Origin of the sequence: Streptomyces sp. NBC_01275, assembly GCF_026340655.1 — a bacterium.
Taxonomy (GTDB): Bacteria; Actinomycetota; Actinomycetes; order Streptomycetales; family Streptomycetaceae; genus Streptomyces.
Genome location: NZ_JAPEOZ010000001.1, coordinates 1,398,035 through 1,417,358, shown reverse-complemented (window position 1 = coordinate 1,417,358; position 19,324 = coordinate 1,398,035). Strand labels below are relative to the sequence as shown.

Below are 19,324 nucleotides of genomic sequence, written 5' to 3'. Positions count from 1 at the left end.
CGCCCAAGCGCAGTTCATGAGACGTTCACACAGGATTCCGGACCCCTCACAGAGCGTACGGAGCGCCCCCGCCCGGAGGTGTGTCGTACCGGAGGATTCCGCTCCCCTCACCGCACCGCGATCACCGCCGAACCGTGTCCGAACAGACCTTGGTTCGCCGTGATGCCCACGCGCGCGTCGGCGATCTGACGGTCGCCGGCCTGTCCGCGCAACTGCCAGGTCAGCTCGCACACCTGGGCGATCGCCTGCGCGGGCACCGCCTCCCCGAACGAGGCCAGTCCGCCGCTCGTGTTCACCGGTATACGACCGCCCGGCGCGGTCGCCCCCTCCCGCAGCAGCTTGGCGCCCTCGCCGTCGCCGCACAGCCCCAGGTCCTCGTACCACTGCAACTCCAGGGCGGTGGACAGGTCGTAGACCTCGGCCAGCGAGAGATCCTCGGGCCCGATGCCCGCCTCCTCGTACGCGGCCCGGGCGATGGAGGCCCGGAACGGCTCGCCGGTCGGTGCCACCGCCACCGCGGAGTCGGTCGCGATGTCCGGCAGATCCAGCACGGCGTTGGGATAGCGGGGCGTCACGGTGGACACGGCCCGGATCCGCACCGGATCCGCAGCGCCGTGCCGGTGGGCGAACTCCATGCTGGACAGCACCAGGGCCGCCCCGCCGTCCGAAGTGGCGCAGATGTCCAGCAGCCGCAGCGGATCGGCGACCACCGCGGAGGCGGCGACCTCCTCGACGGTGACACGCTTGCGGTAGCGCGCGTTCGGATTCAGCGCGCCCATGGCCGCGTTCTTCACCTTGACCTGGGCGAAGTCCTCCGGGGTGTCCCCGTGCACCGCCATGCGCCTGCGCGCGTACAGCCCGAAGTACGTCGGATTGGTCGCGCCGAGCACCCGGAACCGCAGCCAGTCCGGGTCGTCCGGCCGGTTTCCACCCGCGGGACGGAAGAACCCCTTGGGGGCCGCGTCCGCCCCCACCACGAGCGCCACGTCGGCGAGACCGGCGAGGATCTGAGCGCGCGCCGTGTCGATCGCCTGGGCGCCCGACGCGCAGGCCGCGTACACACTCGTCACCCGGGCTCCCTGCCAGCCCAGGGCCTTCGCGAACGTCGCCCCCGCCACATACCCCGGATAGCCGCCACGCACCGTGTCCGCGCCCACGATCGCACCCACGTCCCGCCAGTCCAGACCGGCGTCGGCGAGAGCCGCGCGCGCCGCCGTCACCCCGTACTCGACGAAGCCGCGCCCCCACTTGCCCCACGGATGCATCCCCGCGCCGAGCACCGCCACCTCTGCCGTCATCCCGCCACCCCCGTCGGCCGCCACTGCCAGGTCGTCCAGGTCGTCTCCGCGTCCTCGCCGAGCACCCCGGGGACGACCTCCACCTCCATGCCCACCGTCAGATCGGCGACGGTGACCCCGGGAACCGCCTGTCCCAGGACCACGATCCGCTCGGACTCCAGCTCCACAGCGATCAACGCGTACGGCTCCCACGGAAGTTCCGGGTCGGTCACATAGGGTGACGGAGGGCGGTACCGGCTGTCCGTGTACGACCAGACGCGCCCGCGCCGCGACAGCGGGACCTCCTCCAGATCGCCGCCCTGGCAGCCCGGGTTGCGGCAGGCCGTGTCCTCGCGCGGAAAGAAGACCGCCCCGCACCCCGAGCAGCGTGTCCCGAGCAGCCTGAACTCGTCCCCGTCGGCGGTGAACCACCCGGCGACCACGGGTGTACGTGTACGTGACAAGGTCCCTCCCCGGCATGGAATCTGACGGAACGTCAGGAGTGTGGCACGCGCATCGCGAAATGGGCAGTCCGCCCCTCGTCCGGGGCAGACTGCATGCGATCACTTCCCGAGCGGAATCCGACCCTGGTAAATGCAGGAGACATGACACGACTCTCCGGTGCAGTACGCGGTGTCGTCACCGTGCTCGCCGCCCTGCTGGCCGTGACCGCAGCCTCCGTCACCGCGCGGGCGCACACCGACCCCCAGGCCCCCGCCGACTTCGTGGCCCTGAGAACCGTGGACCCCACGATCCTCCAGGAGATGCGCTACATCACCCCGCACAACTTCGTCGGCGAGCCCGTAGACGGCTACCAGCAGCCGCTCTGCATCCTCACCCGCCCAGCCGCCGAAGCCCTCCACCAGGCCCAGACACAGCTGGTGCAACAGGGGTACACGCTCAAGGTCTACGACTGCTACCGGCCCCAACGCGCCGTGAACCACTTCGTCCGCTGGGCCGAGGACCTGAACGACCAGACGATGAAGGGGGAGTTCTACCCGGACGTCGACAAGACCCGGCTGTTCGAGGACGGTTACATCGCGGAGAAGTCCGGGCACAGCCGGGGCTCGACCATGGACCTGACGATCGTGAGACTCCCGGCCACCCCGACCAGGCCTTACCTGCCCGGCGAACCCCTCGTCCCGTGCTACGCGCCACAACAGGAGCGCTTCCCCGACAACTCCGTCGACATGGGCACGGGATTCGACTGCTTCGACACCCGATCGCACACCCTCGACCCCCGCATCCAGGGACAGCAGCGAGCCAACCGGCTGCTGCTCAAGAGCACCCTGGAGAGGCTCGGCTTCGTGAACCTCGCCGAGGAGTGGTGGCACTACACCTTCAAGCCCGAGCCCTACCCCGACACCTACTTCGACTTCCCGGTCTCCGCCGAGTCCCTCGCCAGGGCGCACTGAGCCGCCCCCGTACGACGCCCTCCGCAAGATCGGATACAGTCCGCCGCGTGTCCGAATCTCTGTACTCCACTTCGAACTCCGCGCGCGACTCCCACTGTTCGAGCTGCGGAGCGCCCTACGGGGAGGGCGTCACCGGCTGGCCCCGCACCTGCCCGACCTGCGCCGCCGTGGCCTACCGCAACCCGCTGCCGGTGGCCATCGCGCTGCTGCCCGTGTACGACACGAAGGGCACCGCCCTTGTCGTCATCACTCGAACCATCGCCCCCGCGCGCGGGGGCATCGCACTGCCGGGCGGCTATATCGACGAGCGTGAGGACTGGCGGCAGGCCGTCGTCCGGGAGCTCAAGGAGGAGACCGGCATCGACTCCCTGAGCCGCGACGTACGGCTCGTCGACGCCATGAGCTCCGCCGACGGCCACCTGCTGCTGTTCGGGCTCCTCCCGGAGCGCTCCGTGGACCGCCTCCCGACCTCGGCCGCCACGGACGAGACGGAGGGCTGGCACCTCCTGTACAGGCCCGAGGAACTCGCCTTCCCGCTGCACACGCACGCCGTACGGGCGTTCTTCGAGGGCCGCTACATCTGAGCTCACCCTCCGCCGAGCCCGCGTACGCGCACCGGGTGGGACGGCTCGTGCACGCCGTCCTCACTCTCCCGCTCGACGACGACCCGACGGCCCTCCCAGCGGGCGACGTACCGCTCGATCTCGGGTTCGTCCCAGCCGTCGCCCGCGTCCCGCACCACCAGACCGCCCCCCGTCCGTCCCCGGGCCGGCGTCCACACCTCCAGCTCCAACCCGCCGTCCTCCCCACGCACCGGTATCACCGCTCCCGCGCGCGCGAGCACCGGAACGCGCGACAGAGGCGCGTCCACGCGCACCTGCCCCGGCCCCTCGTACGCCCGTCCCGTCGCCGTGTCGTACCAGAGCCCCCGCGGCAGCTGCACCGCACGCCGGTCCGTGCCCGCGTCGAGCACCGGCGCCACCAGAAGACAGTCACCCAGCAGGAAGGCGTCCTCGCAGTCCCGCAACGCCCGGTCCTCGGGCGCCCCCCACCACACCGGCCGCACATAGGGAGCCCCCGTCCGCCGGGCCAGATGCGCCAGCGTCACGAAGTACGGCAGCAGCCGCCGACGCTCGATGAGCGCCGCGCGCGCGTGCTCCAACACCTCGGGCCCGAACTCCCACGGCTCCCGGCGACCGGCCCGCAGACTCGCGTGCGTACGGAACAGCGGAAGATACGCACCCAGCTGGAACCAGCGCAGATACAGCTCGGGCGACGGGCTGCCGTCGAAACCGCCCACGTCCGGCCCCGAGTAGGGCACCCCGCACAGTCCCAGCCCCAGGACGAGAGACAAGGACGCGCGCAGCCCGGGCCAGCCCGTGGCGACGTCCCCGGACCATGTGCCGCCGTAGCGCTGCAGGCCCGCCCAGCCGGAGCGCGAGAACACGAACGGACGCTCCTCGGGAACCAGCTCCCGCAGCCCCTCGTAGGCCGCCCAGGCCATGCACAGCCCGTAGACGTTGTGCGCCTCGCGATGATCGCCGCCCCGCCCCTCCAGATCGTGCCGGGCCGACCGAGGCAGCGTCGACTCCCCGAAGGCGGTGAACGACGCCGGTTCGTTCATGTCGTGCCAGAAGCCGGCGAACCCCTGCGCCAAACGCTCCGCATAGAGACCTCCCCACCAGCGCCGCACGCGCGCGTGCGTGAAGTCAGGGAAGACCGATTCACCCGGCCACACCACGCCCTCGACGAGCCGCCCCGAGGCATCCCGTACGAACGCGTCCTCGGCGACCCCGCTGTCGTAGACGGCGTTTCCCCGCGCGGCCCTGACCGCCGGGTCGACGATCGACACGAGGCGGATCCCGTCCCGCCGCAGCTCCTCGGCGAGCACCGGCAGTTTGGGGAAGCGGTCCTGGTCGACGGTGAACACCTGGTGCTCGTCGAAGTGGTCGATGTCCAGATGGAGGGCGTCGAGCGGCAGACCGTGCTCGAGATAGCCCGCCACGATCCGGCGGACCTCCTGCTCACTGCCGAAACCCCAGCGCGCGTGATGGTGACCGAGCGCCCACGCGGGCGGCAGCGCCGGCGCACCGGTGAGCGAGGCCCAGGCGAGCAGCACGCGCGCGGGGGTGCCCACCACCACCCAGCAGCGCAACGGACCTCCGTCCATCCTCAGCTCACAGAACCCGGACCGGTCGTGACCGGACCCGGCGCCCTCCTCGCCCTCCCGCAGCGTCACCGTGCCGTCCCACGAGGTGTCGTGGAACACGAGGTGGGTGGCCGCGTCGGCCACCACCAGCTGCACCGGCATCGTGAGATAGAGCGGATCGTCCCCGCGGCCGAACGGGCGTCGGGGATCGGTGTTCCACAGTCGGTACGTCCCACCCCGCAACCGCGGCCCGGACGCCCGCCCGCCGAGACCGAAGAAGCGCGCGTCCGCAGCCACCTCCGACCGCTGCATCCAGCGCGCCGGGCCGCCGTCCCGCGGCTCCCACCACCGGGGCGGCAGATCACGGCGCAACGTCATGCCTCCGGGCGTGCACACGTCGATCGCACCGTGCCGCGAGACCACGACCGTCACCCGCTCGGCGACCACCCGCCAGCCGCCGTCCTTGTCCGGCTCCAACACCGCCCGCGGATCGGGCTCCGGACACCGACCGGCCAGCGCGTACGAAGGCTCCGGCTCGGCGCCGTCCCAGCCCCAGAACACGGCCCCGTTCACGGCGACGAGAATCCTCAGCTCCGAGCGGCTGAACCGTAGCGTCCCACCGCCCGGCCCCGGCTCCACCTCCTGCACCGGCCCAGGCACCCGCGCCCGCTCGGCGCCCCGCGCCGGCAACCCGGCGGCGTCCGCGCGCCTCCTGCGCCACGCCGCCCGCACGGTACGCACCCTCTGGGCCGCTCCCACAGAACCGACCGCCTTCATCGAACGCACCAGGTCACGACCGTCCATGCTGCTCACCCTGCCACCGACCGCTCCACACGCGCGTGTCGTTCAACTGCCGTTCACCCATGTCGGGACCACTTCTTCACGAACACGGACCGTGTGGGACACACCCTGGTGCAGAAGTCGATCACATGGCATCGTCCGTGTCAGCCGCGTCTCGCGCACAACCCCAGCACGTGCGCGGGCGACGCACACGACGCGCACATCCGGGAGCCGCCCCATGCCGACCGTGAACCCCGAGCCGCTCTGGCGGCCAGATCCGCAGCGGATCGCCGAGTCCCAGGTCACCAGGTTCCAGACCTGGGCGGCCGAGCACCACGGAGCCCCCTCCGAAGGCGGCTATCCGGCCCTGCACCGCTGGTCCGTCGACGAACTGGAGACCTTCTGGAAGGCCGTCACGCAGTGGTTCGACGTACGGTTTTCGACGCCTTACGCGCGCGTGCTGGGCGACCGCGCCATGCCGGGCGCCCAGTGGTTCCCCGGAGCGACGCTGAACTACGCCGAGCACGCCCTGCGCGCCGCCGCCACCCGCCCGGACGAACCGGCCCTGCTGCATGTCGACGAGACCCATGAACCGCGCCCGGTGACCTGGGCCGAGCTGCGCCGCCAGGTCGGCTCGCTGGCGAACGAGCTGCGCGCCCTCGGCGTTCGCCCCGGAGACCGGGTCAGCGGCTATCTCCCGAACGTTCCGCAGGCCGTCGTAGCCCTTCTCGCCACGGCCGCCGTGGGCGGCGTCTGGACCTCCTGCGCCCCCGACTTCGGCGCCCGCAGCGTCCTCGACCGCTTCCAGCAGGTCGAACCCGTCGTCCTGTTCACCGTCGACGGCTACCGCTACGGCGGCAAGGAGCACGACCGCCGGGACGTCGTCGCCGAACTGCGCCGCGAGCTGCCCACCCTGCGCGCAGTCGTCCACATTCCCCTTCTCGGCACCGAAGCCCCCGACGGAGCCCTGGAATGGTCGGCCGTGACGGCCGGCGACGAGGAGCCCGTCTTCGAACAGGTCCCTTTCGCCCACCCCCTGTGGGTGCTCTACTCCTCCGGTACGACGGGCCTGCCCAAGGCCATCGTCCAGTCCCAGGGCGGGATCCTGATCGAACACCTCAAGCAGCTCGGTCTGCACTGCGACCTGGGCCCCGATGATCGTTTCTTCTGGTACACATCGACCGGCTGGATGATGTGGAACTTCCTCGTCTCCGGCCTCCTGACCGGCACCACGATCGTCCTGTACGACGGCAGTCCCGGCTATCCGGACACGGGCGCCCAGTGGCGCATCGCGGAACGCACGGGAGCCACCCTCTACGGGACGTCGGCGGCGTACGTCATGGCCTGCCGCAAGGCGGAGGTGCACCCGGCCCGCGACTTCGACCTCTCCAGGATCCAGTGCGTCGCCACCACGGGGTCGCCGCTCCCGCCCGACGGCTTCCGCTGGCTGCACGAGGAAGTCCGCGACGACCTGTGGATCGCCTCCGTCAGCGGCGGCACGGACGTCTGCTCCTGCTTCGCCGGAGCCGTCCCCACCCTGCCGGTCTACACCGGCGAGCTCCAGGCCGCCGGCCTCGGCACCGACCTGCAGGCGTGGGATCCGAGCGGTCACGCGGTCGTCGACGAGGTCGGCGAGCTCGTCGTCACCAACCCCATGCCGTCCATGCCGGTCCGCTTCTGGAACGACCCCGACGGCAGCCGCTATCACGACAGCTACTTCGACACCTACCCCGGTGTGTGGCGTCACGGCGACTGGATCACCGTCACCACGCGCGGTTCCGTCGTCATCCACGGCCGCTCCGACTCCACGCTCAACCGTCAGGGCGTGCGCATGGGCTCGGCCGACATCTACGAGGTCGTCGAACGGCTCCCCGAGATCAAGGAGTCCCTCGTCATCGGCCTCGAGCAGCCCGACGGCGGCTACTGGATGCCCCTGTTCGTGCACCTCGCGCCCGGCGCCGTCCTCGACGAGGCCCTCCTCGGCCGCATCAAGCAGGCCATCCGCGAACAGCTCTCCCCGCGTCACGTCCCCGACGAGGTCATCGAGGTCCCCGGAGTGCCGCACACTCTCACCGGCAAACGCATCGAGGTCCCGGTCAAACGCCTCCTTCAGGGCACCGCACTGGACAAGGCGGTCAACCCGGGCTCCGTCGACAACCTCGACCTGCTGCACTTCTACGAGGACCTCGCCCGCAAGCGCGCCTGACCGGCCAGGGGGAGCGGCCCGCGGAAGAGGCTCAGCCGCCGTAGGTGGCCTCGGACTCGCCCAGCACCAGGGCGAAGTCCGAAGCGAGCCGCGCCGCGTCGGCAGGCTCGAGTTCGGCGACCGAGATCCGCACCCCCGGCCCCGACGCCAGCCGGAAACGCGCTCCCGCCGCGACCCACCAGCCGTACGACCGAAGCCCGTTCACCACAGCAGACTCGTCCCGCACCGGCACCCACAGGTTCATCCCGCTCGCACCGTGTGAGGCGATGCCCCGTGTCGCCAGTTCCTGAAGAAGCGCTCCTCTGCGCAGTGCGTACGTCTCCCGCGCGCGTGTCACCAACGCGTGCGTGTCGTCGTCGGTCATCAGCCCGTACACGGTCTCCTGGAGGAGATGACTGACCCAGCCGGACGTCAGCAGCAGCCGGCCGTCGTGCCGGGCCAGGGTGGTCGGGTCGCAGGCTGCGGCCGCCCAACGCAGGTCGGTCCCCAGGAACTTGCTCACCGTCCGCACGTGCACCCAGCGCGGCAGCCCGCCCGAGGTCAGGGTCCGCAGGGGCGCGTCCGCCACCACAGAGGCATGGTCGTTCTCGACGACCAGCACATCCGGCTCGTCCCGCAGGACCTCGACGAGCGCGTCCCGGCGCGCCGCGGAAAAACAGCCTCCGTAGGGGTTCTGCGCCCGCGGACTGCACACCAGCGCGCGTACCCCCGTTCTCAGGGCCGCCCGGAGCGCCTCGGGGCGCACGCCCTCCTCGTCCACGGACACCGGCACGATGCGCAGGCCCAGCGCTGTGACCAGGTCCAGTAGATGGTGATAGCCGGGATCCTCCATGGCCACCGCGTCACCCGGCCCCAGCTCCACGGACAGCAGCCGTCCGATCAGATCCAGGGCCCCGTGCGCGAAGGTCACCCGCTCGACCGGCACGCCATCAGGGCGCAGCCAGTCGCGCACAGCCTGTTCCAGCCGCTCCAGCCGGGGCGTCGAACGGTGGGAACGGGCGCCGGGGGACAGCCGCGAGAGCGGCGCCATACCGGGCAGCAGCCTCGGATCGGGATGCCCCCCGGCCAGATCCCGCAACCCCTCCGGAACCCTGGGCGGTCGGCGCGACGCCACGGCGGGGGCCGACGCCACGACGGTGCCGCCTCGTCCGTGCGTGACCACGATGCCCCGTCGCCGCAGCTCCTTGTAGGCGGTCGCGACCGTTCCCGGACTCACCCCGAGGTCGTCCGCGAGCCGACGCACCGGCGGCAGCGCGGCCCCAGGCCCCAACGCCCCCTCGGCCACGCCTCGTTCGACAGAGCCGGCAATTCCCTTGGCCGTCGTACCACTGATCGAATATTGTGTTGCCACATTGCCAAGTATGTATCAATACATAATTCCAGGCAAGGGGGAGCCAGTGAATCCGATCCGGCGGGCAGCCGCATGGCCGAGCCGCGTACCGGGAGGACGCGACGGCCGCAGACTGCTGACCATCGCCCTCATCGACCGCATCGGAAGCGGCCTGTGGGCATCCGTCAGCGTCCTGTACTTCACCTACGTCGCGGGCCTCTCCCTGGGTCAGGTCGGCACCCTCGCCGCTGTGGCCGGAGCGGTCGGGATCGCGGGCGCCCCCATCGGCGGCCGCCTCGCGGACCGCTTCCCCCTGCCCCGAGTGCTGATCGCCGTCCAACTGCTGCGCGCCCTCGCCTCCTTCGCCCTGCTCACCACGGACCACTACGCCCTCCTGGTCGTCTTCTGCGCCCTCGGCGGCCTCGGCGACCGCGCCGGCAACGTCCTCACCAGGCTCTACGCCACCCGGATCGCCGGCCCCGACCGTGTCCGCTACCAGGCCGTCCAGCGCACCGTCGCCAACGCCGGCTGGGCTCTCGGCGGCCTTGCCGCAGCGGCAGCCCTCGCCCTCGGCAGCGCCGCCGCATACCGATGGCTCCTCGCGGGCGACGCCCTCTCCTTCGTCGCCACCGCACTCCTCACCCTCCGCTGCGGCGAACCTCGGTCGCCCTCCCGCAAAGTGACCGACTCCAACAGCCCCAGGCCCACCACCATCCCGCCCAACCCCTGGCGCGACAGCACCTACCTCGCCTACGTGGCCACTGACACCGTCCTCTTCCTCGACGACGCGGTCTTCAAGGTAGGCCTGCCGCTGTGGATCGCCCACGCGAGCAGCGCACCGCACGGCCTCGCACCCCTGTTGCTGGTCCTGAACAACGTGCTGGTGGTGGCCTTCCAAGTCCCCCTGGCCCGTTTCGGGGCGACCACGGCCGCCGCCCGCGCCCTGCTCGTCCCGCTCTCGGCCGCCTTCGCCCTGGGCGGAGTGGCCATGGCGGCGTCGGCGACCGGGGAGACAGACGCTGCCACCCTGTTCCTCACTGCCGCGGCCATGCTCTTCACCCTCGCCGAGATGCTCCACGCCACGATCTCCTGGGAGTTGTCCGTCGCCCTGGCCCCCGACAGCGCGCAGGGCGCCTACCTCGGCGTCCATGGCCTGGCGCAGTCCGCCCAACGCAGCGTCGGACCACTCGCCGTCACCACGGCGATCGCCACCGGCCCCCTCGGCTGGCTCGCTTTCGGCAGCATGATCGCTGTGACCTGCATGATTCAGCGCCGCCTGGTGAACGACCGACTCGCTCACGGGCCGTTGTCAGTGGCGTCGATTACTGTGAGTGAGCATTGATGGACTGTGCACACAGGGGGAAACATGGCACACATCGACCGCCAGACCATGCGACGCGTCCTGCGCCGTGAAATCGCCGGCACCATCGGTCTGCTCACCGACGAACACGACTTCCGTGCCATGCGCCGCTACCGCACCTTCACCTTCGAGGACCACAGCACCTACCTCCGGCAGGTCGAAGCGCTCCTGAAAACGCGAGCCCTCCAGGGCAGCCACACCACGGTGGCCCTCTTCGACCCGCAGGAGTACGCCGACTACTGCGTCGACAAGGGCATCGACCCCGACGTCCCCGCCAACCGCACCCGCTTCACGGCCGAACTCGCGACTACCGGCCCTACCATCCCCTACGAGGGCCAGCCCCTCGCCGACCTCGTGCCCGCCCTCGTCGACGAAGCCGTCCGCCGGGCGACCTGGGAGTACGCGGCCACCCTCCTGGCCCGCCTCGGTGCGTGCGCGACCTGCGGCGAAGACATCGGCCGCGCGGCCTTCACCCGCGCCTCCGACCTCGTCGTCCGCATCCTCGACACAGCCCCAGCCGGCAACCGGCACCTCGTCTGCAGTGTCACCGGAACACCCGAGACACTCGTCGCCGTCCTCCACGCGGACGAGGAAACCGACGGTGCCACGCAGCTCGACGAGGCCGAAGCCCTCGAGTTCGCCACCGTCCTCGCCCTCGGCCTCGCCACCCAGGGCCCCGGCGGCCTGGTCATGCGCACCACCGCCCCTGACACCCCCGACCGGATCTACGGCTGGCGGCTGCGCGGCGACGGCCTCGACCCTCTGACGGCCGGCGAGGTCTTCGACGCCTACTGCACCGACGTCGAATCCGGCGACCTCATCGCACCCGAGTCCGGCGTGGACTACTGCGTACCACCGGACCTCGCCGAGGAGGGACCCATGTCCGGCCACCACCACTGAGCCGACACACGACACCCCACACACAAGCAGGGGCGCTCCGCCCGAAGGCGGAGCGCCCCTGCTCACCAACCGATCGCCTGCCCGATGCGACCGGCCCTGCTCCTACTCGCCGGACAGCACGGCCTGCGCAGCACCGCGTGCCTCCTCGGCGCTGTCCGTCGCACGCGCGGCCGCCGCGGCACGCTCGCACTGTGCCAGCGTGTACTTCGCCAGCGCCGCCCGGACATACGGAATCGAAGCCGAACCCATGGAAAGGGAGGTGACGCCCAGACCGGCCAGCACACAGGCGAGCAGCGGGTCGGACGCGGCCTCGCCGCAGACACCACAGCTCTTGCCCTCGGCCTTCGCCGCCTCGGCGGACAGCGCGACCAGGTCGAGCAGCGCGGGCTGCCACGGATCCTGCAGCCGGGACACCGCACCCACCTGCCGGTCGGCGGCGAAGGTGTACTGCGCGAGGTCGTTCGTCCCCAGCGACAGGAACTCGACTTCCTGCAGGATCGAACGAGCCCGCAGCGCGGCCGACGGAATCTCCACCATCGCGCCGAACTTCGCCCGCAGACCCGCTTCACGGCACGCGTCCGCGAACGCCTTCGCGTCGGCCCGGTCCGCCACCATCGGGGCCATCACCTCGAGGTAGACCGGCAGCCCCTCGGCAGCCTTCGCCAGGGCCGTCAGTTGGGTGCGCAGGACGTCGGGATGGTCCAACAGAGTCCGCAGCCCTCGCACACCCAGAGCAGGGTTCGGCTCATCGGCCGGGGTCAGGAAGTCCAGAGGCTTGTCCGCCCCCGCGTCCAGTACCCGTACGACGACCCGGCCCTCGGGGAACGCCTCGAGGACCTGCCGGTACGCCTCGACCTGCTTCTCTTCGGACGGCGCGTTCTTGCTGTCGTCAAGGAAGAGGAATTCGGTACGGAAGAGCCCGACACCCTCTGCCCCCGCCTCGACGGCGGCCGGCACGTCGGCCGGACCTCCGACGTTGGCCAGCAGCGGGACCTTGTGACCGTCGGCGGTGACTCCCGGTCCGGTCGAGGAGGCCAACGCGGCCCTGCGCTCCGCGGCCGCCGCCCGGAGCTCGGCCTTCTTCTCGTCGCTCGGGTTCACGAAGATCTCGCCGGTGCTGCCGTCGACGGCGATCACCGTTCCTTCGGCGAGCTCACCAGCACCCGGCAGCGCCACGACGGCCGGCACGCCGAGCGCACGCGCGAGAATCGCGCTGTGGCTCGTCGGCCCGCCCTCCTCGGTCACGAAGCCGAGCACCAGAGTCGGGTCCAGCAGCGCGGTGTCGGCAGGCGCCAGATCCCGGGCCACCAGCACGTACGGCTCGTCGCTGTCCGGGACACCAGGCATCGGAACGCCCAGCAGCCGGGCGACGATACGATTCCGCACGTCGTCGAGGTCGGCCACACGACCGGCAAGGTACTCGCCGGCCCCCGCCAGCAGCTCGCGGTAGGCGGCGAAGGCGTCGTACACGGCACGCTCAGCCGTGCTGCCGACGGCGATGCGCCGGTCCACGTCCACCATCAGCTCGGGGTCCTGGGCCATCATGGCCTGCGCCTCGAGCACCGCCTGGGCTTCGCCTCCCGCCAGATTGCCGCGCGCCATCAGGTCGGCTGCCACAGCTTCCACGGCCTTGCGGGCGCGCCCCTGTTCGCGCTCCGCGTCCTCCGCAGGGATCTGCTTGGCAGGCGGTTCGAGAACCGCCGTTCCCATGTGCCGAACCTCGCCGATCGCCACACCGTGACTCACGCCGACGCCTCGCAGCGTTGTCTCCATCTCACCCGTCTCCGATAGTGCGGCGGGTCCCGCCGCCGCGGTGGTTGTCCTGCTTGCCGTCATCGGACGGCTTGGCATCACTGCCAGGAAAAGAGAACGTCGCCGGCCTTCACGTCGACGTCTTCGCGGAGCTCGCCGAGGGCGTCCGCCGTGGCCTCCAGCGCCACGACCGGGCACACCGGCGACTTGCCGGCCTCTTCCACCGCGGCCGGGTTCCACCGCACGACGCTCTGACCGCGTGTGACGGTGTCACCTTTGTTCACGAGGAGCTCGAAGCCCTCGCCGTTGAGCTGCACGGTGTCGATGCCCAGGTGGGTGAGCACGCCGTGCCCCTCGGCGTCGACCACGACGAAGGCGTGCGGATGGAGGGAGACGATGACTCCGTCCACGGGGGCGACCGCCTCGGAGGGCTCACGCACCGGGTCGATCGCCGTGCCGGGGCCGACCATGGCCCCGGAGAAGACCGGATCCGGCACAGCGGCCAATCCGATGGCGCGTCCGGCAAGAGGGGACGTCACGCTGGTCATGGGAAGCCTCCCAGGGGTGGAGATGTACATGGGCCGTTACTACTTGTTCGGGACGGCGCACTGTGCAGCAGGGTATGTCATATGAAGTACCGGTTCTGCACGAGAGCTCCCGATCCGTGGTCTAGACCACTAGCCTAGTCGATTTGCAGCGGATCCGCGGCCCCGTGTACAGTCGTACTCCTGCTTGAAGGTGAGCGACGCGATCAAGCGCGCTTATCGAGCAGCACCCAACTTGTCAGATCCTATCTTTGGATCATCTTCTGCATGCCTGCAGGATGGTGGTCAAGGGGCCGGAAAAACCCTGATAGAGTCGGAAACGCAAGACCGAAGGGAAGCGCCCGGAGGAAAGCCTGAGAGAGTCTCTTGGGTGAGTACAAAGGAAGCGTCCGTTCCTTGAGAACTCAACAGCGTGCCAAAAATCAACGCCAGATATGTTGATACCCCGTCCCCGGCAGTGATAGCCGAGGATGAGGTTCCTTTGAAAAAAACACAGCGAGGACGCTGTGAACGGCCGGGCTTATTCCGCCTGACCGTTCCGCTCTCGTGTGTGTAGTCCCGATTACGGGAAAACATTCACGGAGAGTTTGATCCTGGCTCAGGACGAACGCTGGCGGCGTGCTTAACACATGCAAGTCGAACGATGAAGCCCTTCGGGGTGGATTAGTGGCGAACGGGTGAGTAACACGTGGGCAATCTGCCCTTCACTCTGGGACAAGCCCTGGAAACGGGGTCTAATACCGGATAACACTTCCATTCTCATGGGTGGGGGTTAAAAGCTCCGGCGGTGAAGGATGAGCCCGCGGCCTATCAGCTTGTTGGTGAGGTAACGGCTCACCAAGGCGACGACGGGTAGCCGGCCTGAGAGGGCGACCGGCCACACTGGGACTGAGACACGGCCCAGACTCCTACGGGAGGCAGCAGTGGGGAATATTGCACAATGGGCGAAAGCCTGATGCAGCGACGCCGCGTGAGGGATGACGGCCTTCGGGTTGTAAACCTCTTTCAGCAGGGAAGAAGCGAGAGTGACGGTACCTGCAGAAGAAGCGCCGGCTAACTACGTGCCAGCAGCCGCGGTAATACGTAGGGCGCAAGCGTTGTCCGGAATTATTGGGCGTAAAGAGCTCGTAGGCGGTCTGTCACGTCGGATGTGAAAGCCCGGGGCTTAACCCCGGGTCTGCATTCGATACGGGCAGACTAGAGTGTGGTAGGGGAGATCGGAATTCCTGGTGTAGCGGTGAAATGCGCAGATATCAGGAGGAACACCGGTGGCGAAGGCGGATCTCTGGGCCATTACTGACGCTGAGGAGCGAAAGCGTGGGGAGCGAACAGGATTAGATACCCTGGTAGTCCACGCCGTAAACGGTGGGAACTAGGTGTTGGCGACATTCCACGTCGTCGGTGCCGCAGCTAACGCATTAAGTTCCCCGCCTGGGGAGTACGGCCGCAAGGCTAAAACTCAAAGGAATTGACGGGGGCCCGCACAAGCAGCGGAGCATGTGGCTTAATTCGACGCAACGCGAAGAACCTTACCAAGGCTTGACATACACCGGAAACGTCTGGAGACAGGCGCCCCCTTGTGGTCGGTGTACAGGTGGTGCATGGCTGTCGTCAGCTCGTGTCGTGAGATGTTGGGTTAAGTCCCGCAACGAGCGCAACCCTTGTTCTGTGTTGCCAGCATGCCCTTCGGGGTGATGGGGACTCACAGGAGACTGCCGGGGTCAACTCGGAGGAAGGTGGGGACGACGTCAAGTCATCATGCCCCTTATGTCTTGGGCTGCACACGTGCTACAATGGCCGGTACAAAGAGCTGCGAAACCGTGAGGTGGAGCGAATCTCAAAAAGCCGGTCTCAGTTCGGATTGGGGTCTGCAACTCGACCCCATGAAGTCGGAGTTGCTAGTAATCGCAGATCAGCATTGCTGCGGTGAATACGTTCCCGGGCCTTGTACACACCGCCCGTCACGTCACGAAAGTCGGTAACACCCGAAGCCGGTGGCCCAACCCCTTGTGGGAGGGAGCTGTCGAAGGTGGGACTGGCGATTGGGACGAAGTCGTAACAAGGTAGCCGTACCGGAAGGTGCGGCTGGATCACCTCCTTTCTAAGGAGCACTTCTAAGCCGGTCCTTCGGGGCTGGTTCAGAGGCCAGTTCATCGGCGAACGTCCGGTGCTGGTTGCTCAAGGGTGGAACGTTGATTATTCGGTGCACTCGGTCGTCTTGTCCTTCCTAGTACTGCTCTTCGGAGCGTGGAACGGATGAGGGAAGCGGCGGGGAGCGTCGGGCACGCTGTTGGGTGTCTGAGGGCACGGCCGTGAGGTCGGGAAGCCTTCTGATGCCGGCCCCAGTGAACTCGAACCGGTTGGTTCGGGGTGATGGGTGGCTGGTCGTTGTTTGAGAACTGCACAGTGGACGCGAGCATCTGTGGCCAAGTTTTTAAGGGCGCACGGTGGATGCCTTGGCACCAGGAACCGATGAAGGACGTGGGAGGCCACGATAGTCCCCGGGGAGTCGTCAACCAGGCTTTGATCCGGGGGTTTCCGAATGGGGAAACCCGGCAGTCGTCATGGGCTGTCACCCATACCTGAACACATAGGGTATGTGGAGGGAACGCGGGGAAGTGAAACATCTCAGTACCCGCAGGAAGAGAAAACAACCGTGATTCCGGGAGTAGTGGCGAGCGAAACCGGATGAGGCCAAACCGTATGCGTGTGAGACCCGGCAGGGGTTGCGCATACGGGGTTGTGGGATCTCTCTTTTACGGTCTGCCGGCCGTGAGACGAGTCAGAAACCGTTGATGTAGGCGAAGGACATGCGAAAGGTCCGGCGTAGAGGGTAAGACCCCCGTAGCCGAAACATCAGCGGCTCGTTTGAGAGACACCCAAGTAGCACGGGGCCCGAGAAATCCCGTGTGAATCTGGCGGGACCACCCGCTAAGCCTAAATATTCCCTGGTGACCGATAGCGGATAGTACCGTGAGGGAATGGTGAAAAGTACCGCGGGAGCGGAGTGAAATAGTACCTGAAACCGTGTGCCTACAAGCCGTGGGAGCGTCGGAGTGCATGCTTGCATGCACTCTCGTGACTGCGTGCCTTTTGAAGAATGAGCCTGCGAGTTTGCGGTGTGTTGCGAGGTTAACCCGGGTGGGGTAGCCGTAGCGAAAGCGAGTCCGAATAGGGCGTTTCAGTAGCACGCTCAAGACCCGAAGCGGAGTGATCTAGCCATGGGCAGGTTGAAGCGGAGGTAAGACTTCGTGGAGGACCGAACCCACCAGGGTTGAAAACCTGGGGGATGACCTGTGGTTAGGGGTGAAAGGCCAATCAAACTCCGTGATAGCTGGTTCTCCCCGAAATGCATTTAGGTGCAGCGTCGTGTGTTTCTTGCCGGAGGTAGAGCACTGGATAGGCGATGGGCCCTACCGGGTTACTGACCTTAGCCAAACTCCGAATGCCGGTAAGTGAGAGCGCGGCAGTGAGACTGTGGGGGATAAGCTCCATGGTCGAGAGGGAAACAGCCCAGAGCATCGACTAAGGCCCCTAAGCGTACGCTAAGTGGGAAAGGATGTGGAGTCGCACAGACAACCAGGAGGTTGGCTTAGAAGCAGCCACCCTTGAAAGAGTGCGTAATAGCTCACTGGTCTAGTGATTCCGCGCCGACAATGTAGCGGGGCTCAAGCGTACCGCCGAAGTCGTGTCATTCCAGCATATAGCCCCAACGGGTGCTGGGATGGGTAGGGGAGCGTCGTGTGCCGGGTGAAGCCGCGCCGGAAGGCAGTGGTGGACGGTTCACGAGTGAGAATGCAGGCATGAGTAGCGATACAAACGTGAGAAACGTTTGCGCCGATTGACTAAGGGTTCCTGGGTCAAGCTGATCTGCCCAGGGTAAGTCGGGACCTAAGGCGAGGCCGACAGGCGTAGTCGATGGATAACCGGTTGATATTCCGGTACCCGCTGTGAAGCGTCAAACATCGAACCAGGCGATGCTAAGTCCGTGAAGCCGTTCCGGACCCTTCGGGGAATGGAAAGTGGTGGAGCCGACGGACCAGACTTGTAGTAGGTGAGTGATGGGGTGACGCAGGAAGGTAGTCCATCCCGGGCGGTGGTTGTCCCGGGGTAAGGGTGTAGGCCGTGCGATAGGCAAATCCGTCGCACATGTAGGCTGAGACCTGATGCCGAGCCGATTGTGGTGAAGTGGATGATCCTATGCTGTCGAGAAAAGCCTCTAGCGAGTTTCATGGCGGCCCGTACCCTAAACCGACTCAGGTGGTCAGGTAGAGAATACCGAGGCGTTCGGGTGAACTATGGTTAAGGAACTCGGCAAAATGCCCCCGTAACTTCGGGAGAAGGGGGGCCACGTCTGGTGAGGGGACTTGCTTCCCGAGCTGGGTGTGGCCGCAGAGACCAGCGAGAAGCGACTGTTTACTAAAAACACAGGTCCGTGCGAAGCCGTAAGGCGATGTATACGGACTGACGCCTGCCCGGTGCTGGAACGTTAAGGGGACCGGTTAGTCACTCTTCGGGGTGGCGAAGCTGAGAACTTAAGCGCCAGTAAACGGCGGTGGTAACTATAACCATCCTAAGGTAGCGAAATTCCTTGTCGGGTAAGTTCCGACCTGCACGAATGGCGTAACGACTTCTCGACTGTCTCAACCATAGGCCCGGTGAAATTGCACTACGAGTAAAGATGCTCGTTTCGCGCAGCAGGACGGAAAGACCCCGGGACCTTTACTACAGTTTGATATTGGTGTTCGGTTCGGCTTGTGTAGGATAGGTGGGAGACTTTGAAACGTGGACGCCAGTTCACGGTGAGTCGTCGTTGAAATACCACTCTGGTCGTGCTGGATGTCTAACCTGGGTCCGTGATCCGGATCAGGGACAGTGTCTGATGGGTAGTTTAACTGGGGCGGTTGCCTCCTAAAGAGTAACGGAGGCGCCCAAAGGTTCCCTCAGCCTGGTTGGCAATCAGGTGTTGAGTGTAAGTGCACAAGGGAGCTTGACTGTGAGACCGACGGGTCGAGCAGGGACGAAAGTCGGGACTAGTGATCCGGCGGTGGCTTGTGGAAGCGCCGTCGCTCAACGGATAAAAGGTACCCCGGGGATAACAGGCTGATCTTCCCCAAGAGTCCATATCGACGGGATGGTTTGGCACCTCGATGTCGGCTCGTCGCATCCTGGGGCTGGAGTCGGTCCCAAGGGTTGGGCTGTTCGCCCATTAAAGCGGTACGCGAGCTGGGTTTAGAACGTCGTGAGACAGTTCGGTCCCTATCCGCTGCGCGCGCAGGAACATTGAGAAGGGCTGTCCCTAGTACGAGAGGACCGGGACGGACGAACCTCTGGTGTGCCAGTTGTTCTGCCAAGGGCATGGCTGGTTGGCTACGTTCGGGAGGGATAACCGCTGAAAGCATCTAAGCGGGAAGCCTGCTTCGAGATGAGTGTTCCCACCCACTAGATGGGGTAAGGCTCCCAGTAGACGACTGGGTTGATAGGCCGGATGTGGAAGCCCAGTAATGGGTGGAGCTGACCGGTACTAATAGGCCGAGGGCTTGTCCTCAGTTGCTCGCGTCCACTGTGTTGGTTCTGAAACCACGAACAGCCCCACGTCCGGTCACGGCG

The 19,324-nt window shown here is 67.2% G+C and carries 11 protein-coding genes and 2 rRNA genes; 7 read left to right on the top strand and 6 right to left on the bottom strand.

The genetic code is table 11. The features are described from left to right. Positions 1 to 107: 107 nt before the first annotated feature. The gene (locus OG562_RS05940; RefSeq protein WP_266394466.1) at positions 108 to 1,298 is read right to left on the bottom strand and encodes a lipid-transfer protein; all 1,191 of its coding nucleotides are present in this window, start codon (positions 1,296 to 1,298) and stop codon (positions 108 to 110) included. Continuing rightward, positions 1,295 to 1,720, bottom strand: coding sequence for a Zn-ribbon domain-containing OB-fold protein (locus OG562_RS05935; protein WP_266409060.1), 426 nt, complete (start codon positions 1,718 to 1,720; stop codon positions 1,295 to 1,297). The genes OG562_RS05940 and OG562_RS05935 overlap by 4 nt, the downstream gene beginning before the upstream one ends. Positions 1,721 to 1,882: 162 nt before the next feature. Between OG562_RS05935 and OG562_RS05930 the strand changes: the two genes are divergently transcribed. Both OG562_RS05930 and OG562_RS05925 read left to right on the top strand, forming a co-directional pair. Next, positions 1,883 to 2,692, top strand: coding sequence for a M15 family metallopeptidase (locus tag OG562_RS05930; protein WP_266394464.1), 810 nt, complete (start codon positions 1,883 to 1,885; stop codon positions 2,690 to 2,692). A gap of 47 nt (positions 2,693 to 2,739) precedes the next feature. Continuing rightward, positions 2,740 to 3,276, top strand: coding sequence for an NUDIX domain-containing protein (locus tag OG562_RS05925; RefSeq protein ID WP_266394463.1), 537 nt, complete (start codon positions 2,740 to 2,742; stop codon positions 3,274 to 3,276). A 2-nt stretch (positions 3,277 to 3,278) separates the two neighbouring features. Here OG562_RS05925 and OG562_RS05920 read toward each other — a convergent pair whose 3' ends face one another. Next, positions 3,279 to 5,645: a TIM-barrel domain-containing protein gene (locus tag OG562_RS05920; protein WP_266394461.1), complete on the bottom strand. Its 2,367-nt coding sequence runs from the start codon at positions 5,643 to 5,645 to the stop codon at positions 3,279 to 3,281. A 214-nt stretch (positions 5,646 to 5,859) separates the two neighbouring features. Between OG562_RS05920 and OG562_RS05915 the strand changes: the two genes are divergently transcribed. Continuing rightward, a complete protein-coding gene (locus tag OG562_RS05915) occupies positions 5,860 to 7,827 on the top strand; it encodes an acetoacetate--CoA ligase (RefSeq protein ID WP_266394459.1) in 1,968 nt (655 codons plus the stop codon). A gap of 31 nt (positions 7,828 to 7,858) precedes the next feature. On the opposite strand, the gene OG562_RS05910 is transcribed toward OG562_RS05915, so the two are convergent. Further along, positions 7,859 to 9,178, bottom strand: a complete 1,320-nt coding sequence (locus OG562_RS05910; protein ID WP_266394457.1) for an aminotransferase class I/II-fold pyridoxal phosphate-dependent enzyme — start codon at positions 9,176 to 9,178, stop codon at positions 7,859 to 7,861. A gap of 46 nt (positions 9,179 to 9,224) precedes the next feature. On the opposite strand from OG562_RS05910, the gene OG562_RS05905 reads away from it, so the two are divergent. Both OG562_RS05905 and OG562_RS05900 read left to right on the top strand, forming a co-directional pair. Further along, positions 9,225 to 10,499: an MFS transporter gene (locus OG562_RS05905; protein WP_323187487.1), complete on the top strand. Its 1,275-nt coding sequence runs from the start codon at positions 9,225 to 9,227 to the stop codon at positions 10,497 to 10,499. A 24-nt stretch (positions 10,500 to 10,523) separates the two neighbouring features. Next, a complete protein-coding gene (locus tag OG562_RS05900) occupies positions 10,524 to 11,417 on the top strand; it encodes a hypothetical protein (RefSeq protein ID WP_266394455.1) in 894 nt (297 codons plus the stop codon). 102 nt (positions 11,418 to 11,519) lie between these two features. Here the strand turns inward: OG562_RS05900 and ptsP are convergent, their stop codons facing one another. Together ptsP and OG562_RS05890 are read right to left on the bottom strand one after the other, a co-directional pair. After that, positions 11,520 to 13,190, bottom strand: coding sequence for a phosphoenolpyruvate--protein phosphotransferase (ptsP, locus tag OG562_RS05895; protein WP_266409054.1), 1,671 nt, complete (start codon positions 13,188 to 13,190; stop codon positions 11,520 to 11,522). A gap of 77 nt (positions 13,191 to 13,267) precedes the next feature. Then, positions 13,268 to 13,717, bottom strand: coding sequence for a PTS glucose transporter subunit IIA (locus OG562_RS05890; RefSeq protein ID WP_266394453.1), 450 nt, complete (start codon positions 13,715 to 13,717; stop codon positions 13,268 to 13,270). Between the two features lie 572 nt (positions 13,718 to 14,289). On the opposite strand from OG562_RS05890, the gene OG562_RS05885 reads away from it, so the two are divergent. Together OG562_RS05885 and OG562_RS05880 are read left to right on the top strand one after the other, a co-directional pair. Beyond that, positions 14,290 to 15,815: ribosomal RNA gene (locus OG562_RS05885) — 16S ribosomal RNA — on the top strand. Between the two features lie 323 nt (positions 15,816 to 16,138). Beyond that, positions 16,139 to 19,262: ribosomal RNA gene (locus OG562_RS05880) — 23S ribosomal RNA — on the top strand. The 16S and 23S rRNA genes sit together here, the layout of an rRNA operon. Positions 19,263 to 19,324 lie beyond the last annotated feature (62 nt).

Excerpts from the sequence above, each read along its gene's own strand:
- OG562_RS05940 (WP_266394466.1), bottom strand. The coding sequence starts at position 1,298 with ATGACGGCAGAGGTGGCGGTGCTCGGCGCGGGGATGCATCCGTGGGGC.
- OG562_RS05930 (WP_266394464.1), top strand. The coding sequence starts at position 1,883 with ATGACACGACTCTCCGGTGCAGTACGCGGTGTCGTCACCGTGCTCGCC.
- OG562_RS05920 (WP_266394461.1), bottom strand. The coding sequence starts at position 5,645 with ATGGACGGTCGTGACCTGGTGCGTTCGATGAAGGCGGTCGGTTCTGTG.
- OG562_RS05915 (WP_266394459.1), top strand. The coding sequence starts at position 5,860 with ATGCCGACCGTGAACCCCGAGCCGCTCTGGCGGCCAGATCCGCAGCGG.
- OG562_RS05900 (WP_266394455.1), top strand. The coding sequence starts at position 10,524 with ATGGCACACATCGACCGCCAGACCATGCGACGCGTCCTGCGCCGTGAA.
- ptsP (WP_266409054.1), bottom strand. The coding sequence starts at position 13,190 with ATGGAGACAACGCTGCGAGGCGTCGGCGTGAGTCACGGTGTGGCGATC.
- OG562_RS05890 (WP_266394453.1), bottom strand. The coding sequence starts at position 13,717 with ATGACCAGCGTGACGTCCCCTCTTGCCGGACGCGCCATCGGATTGGCC.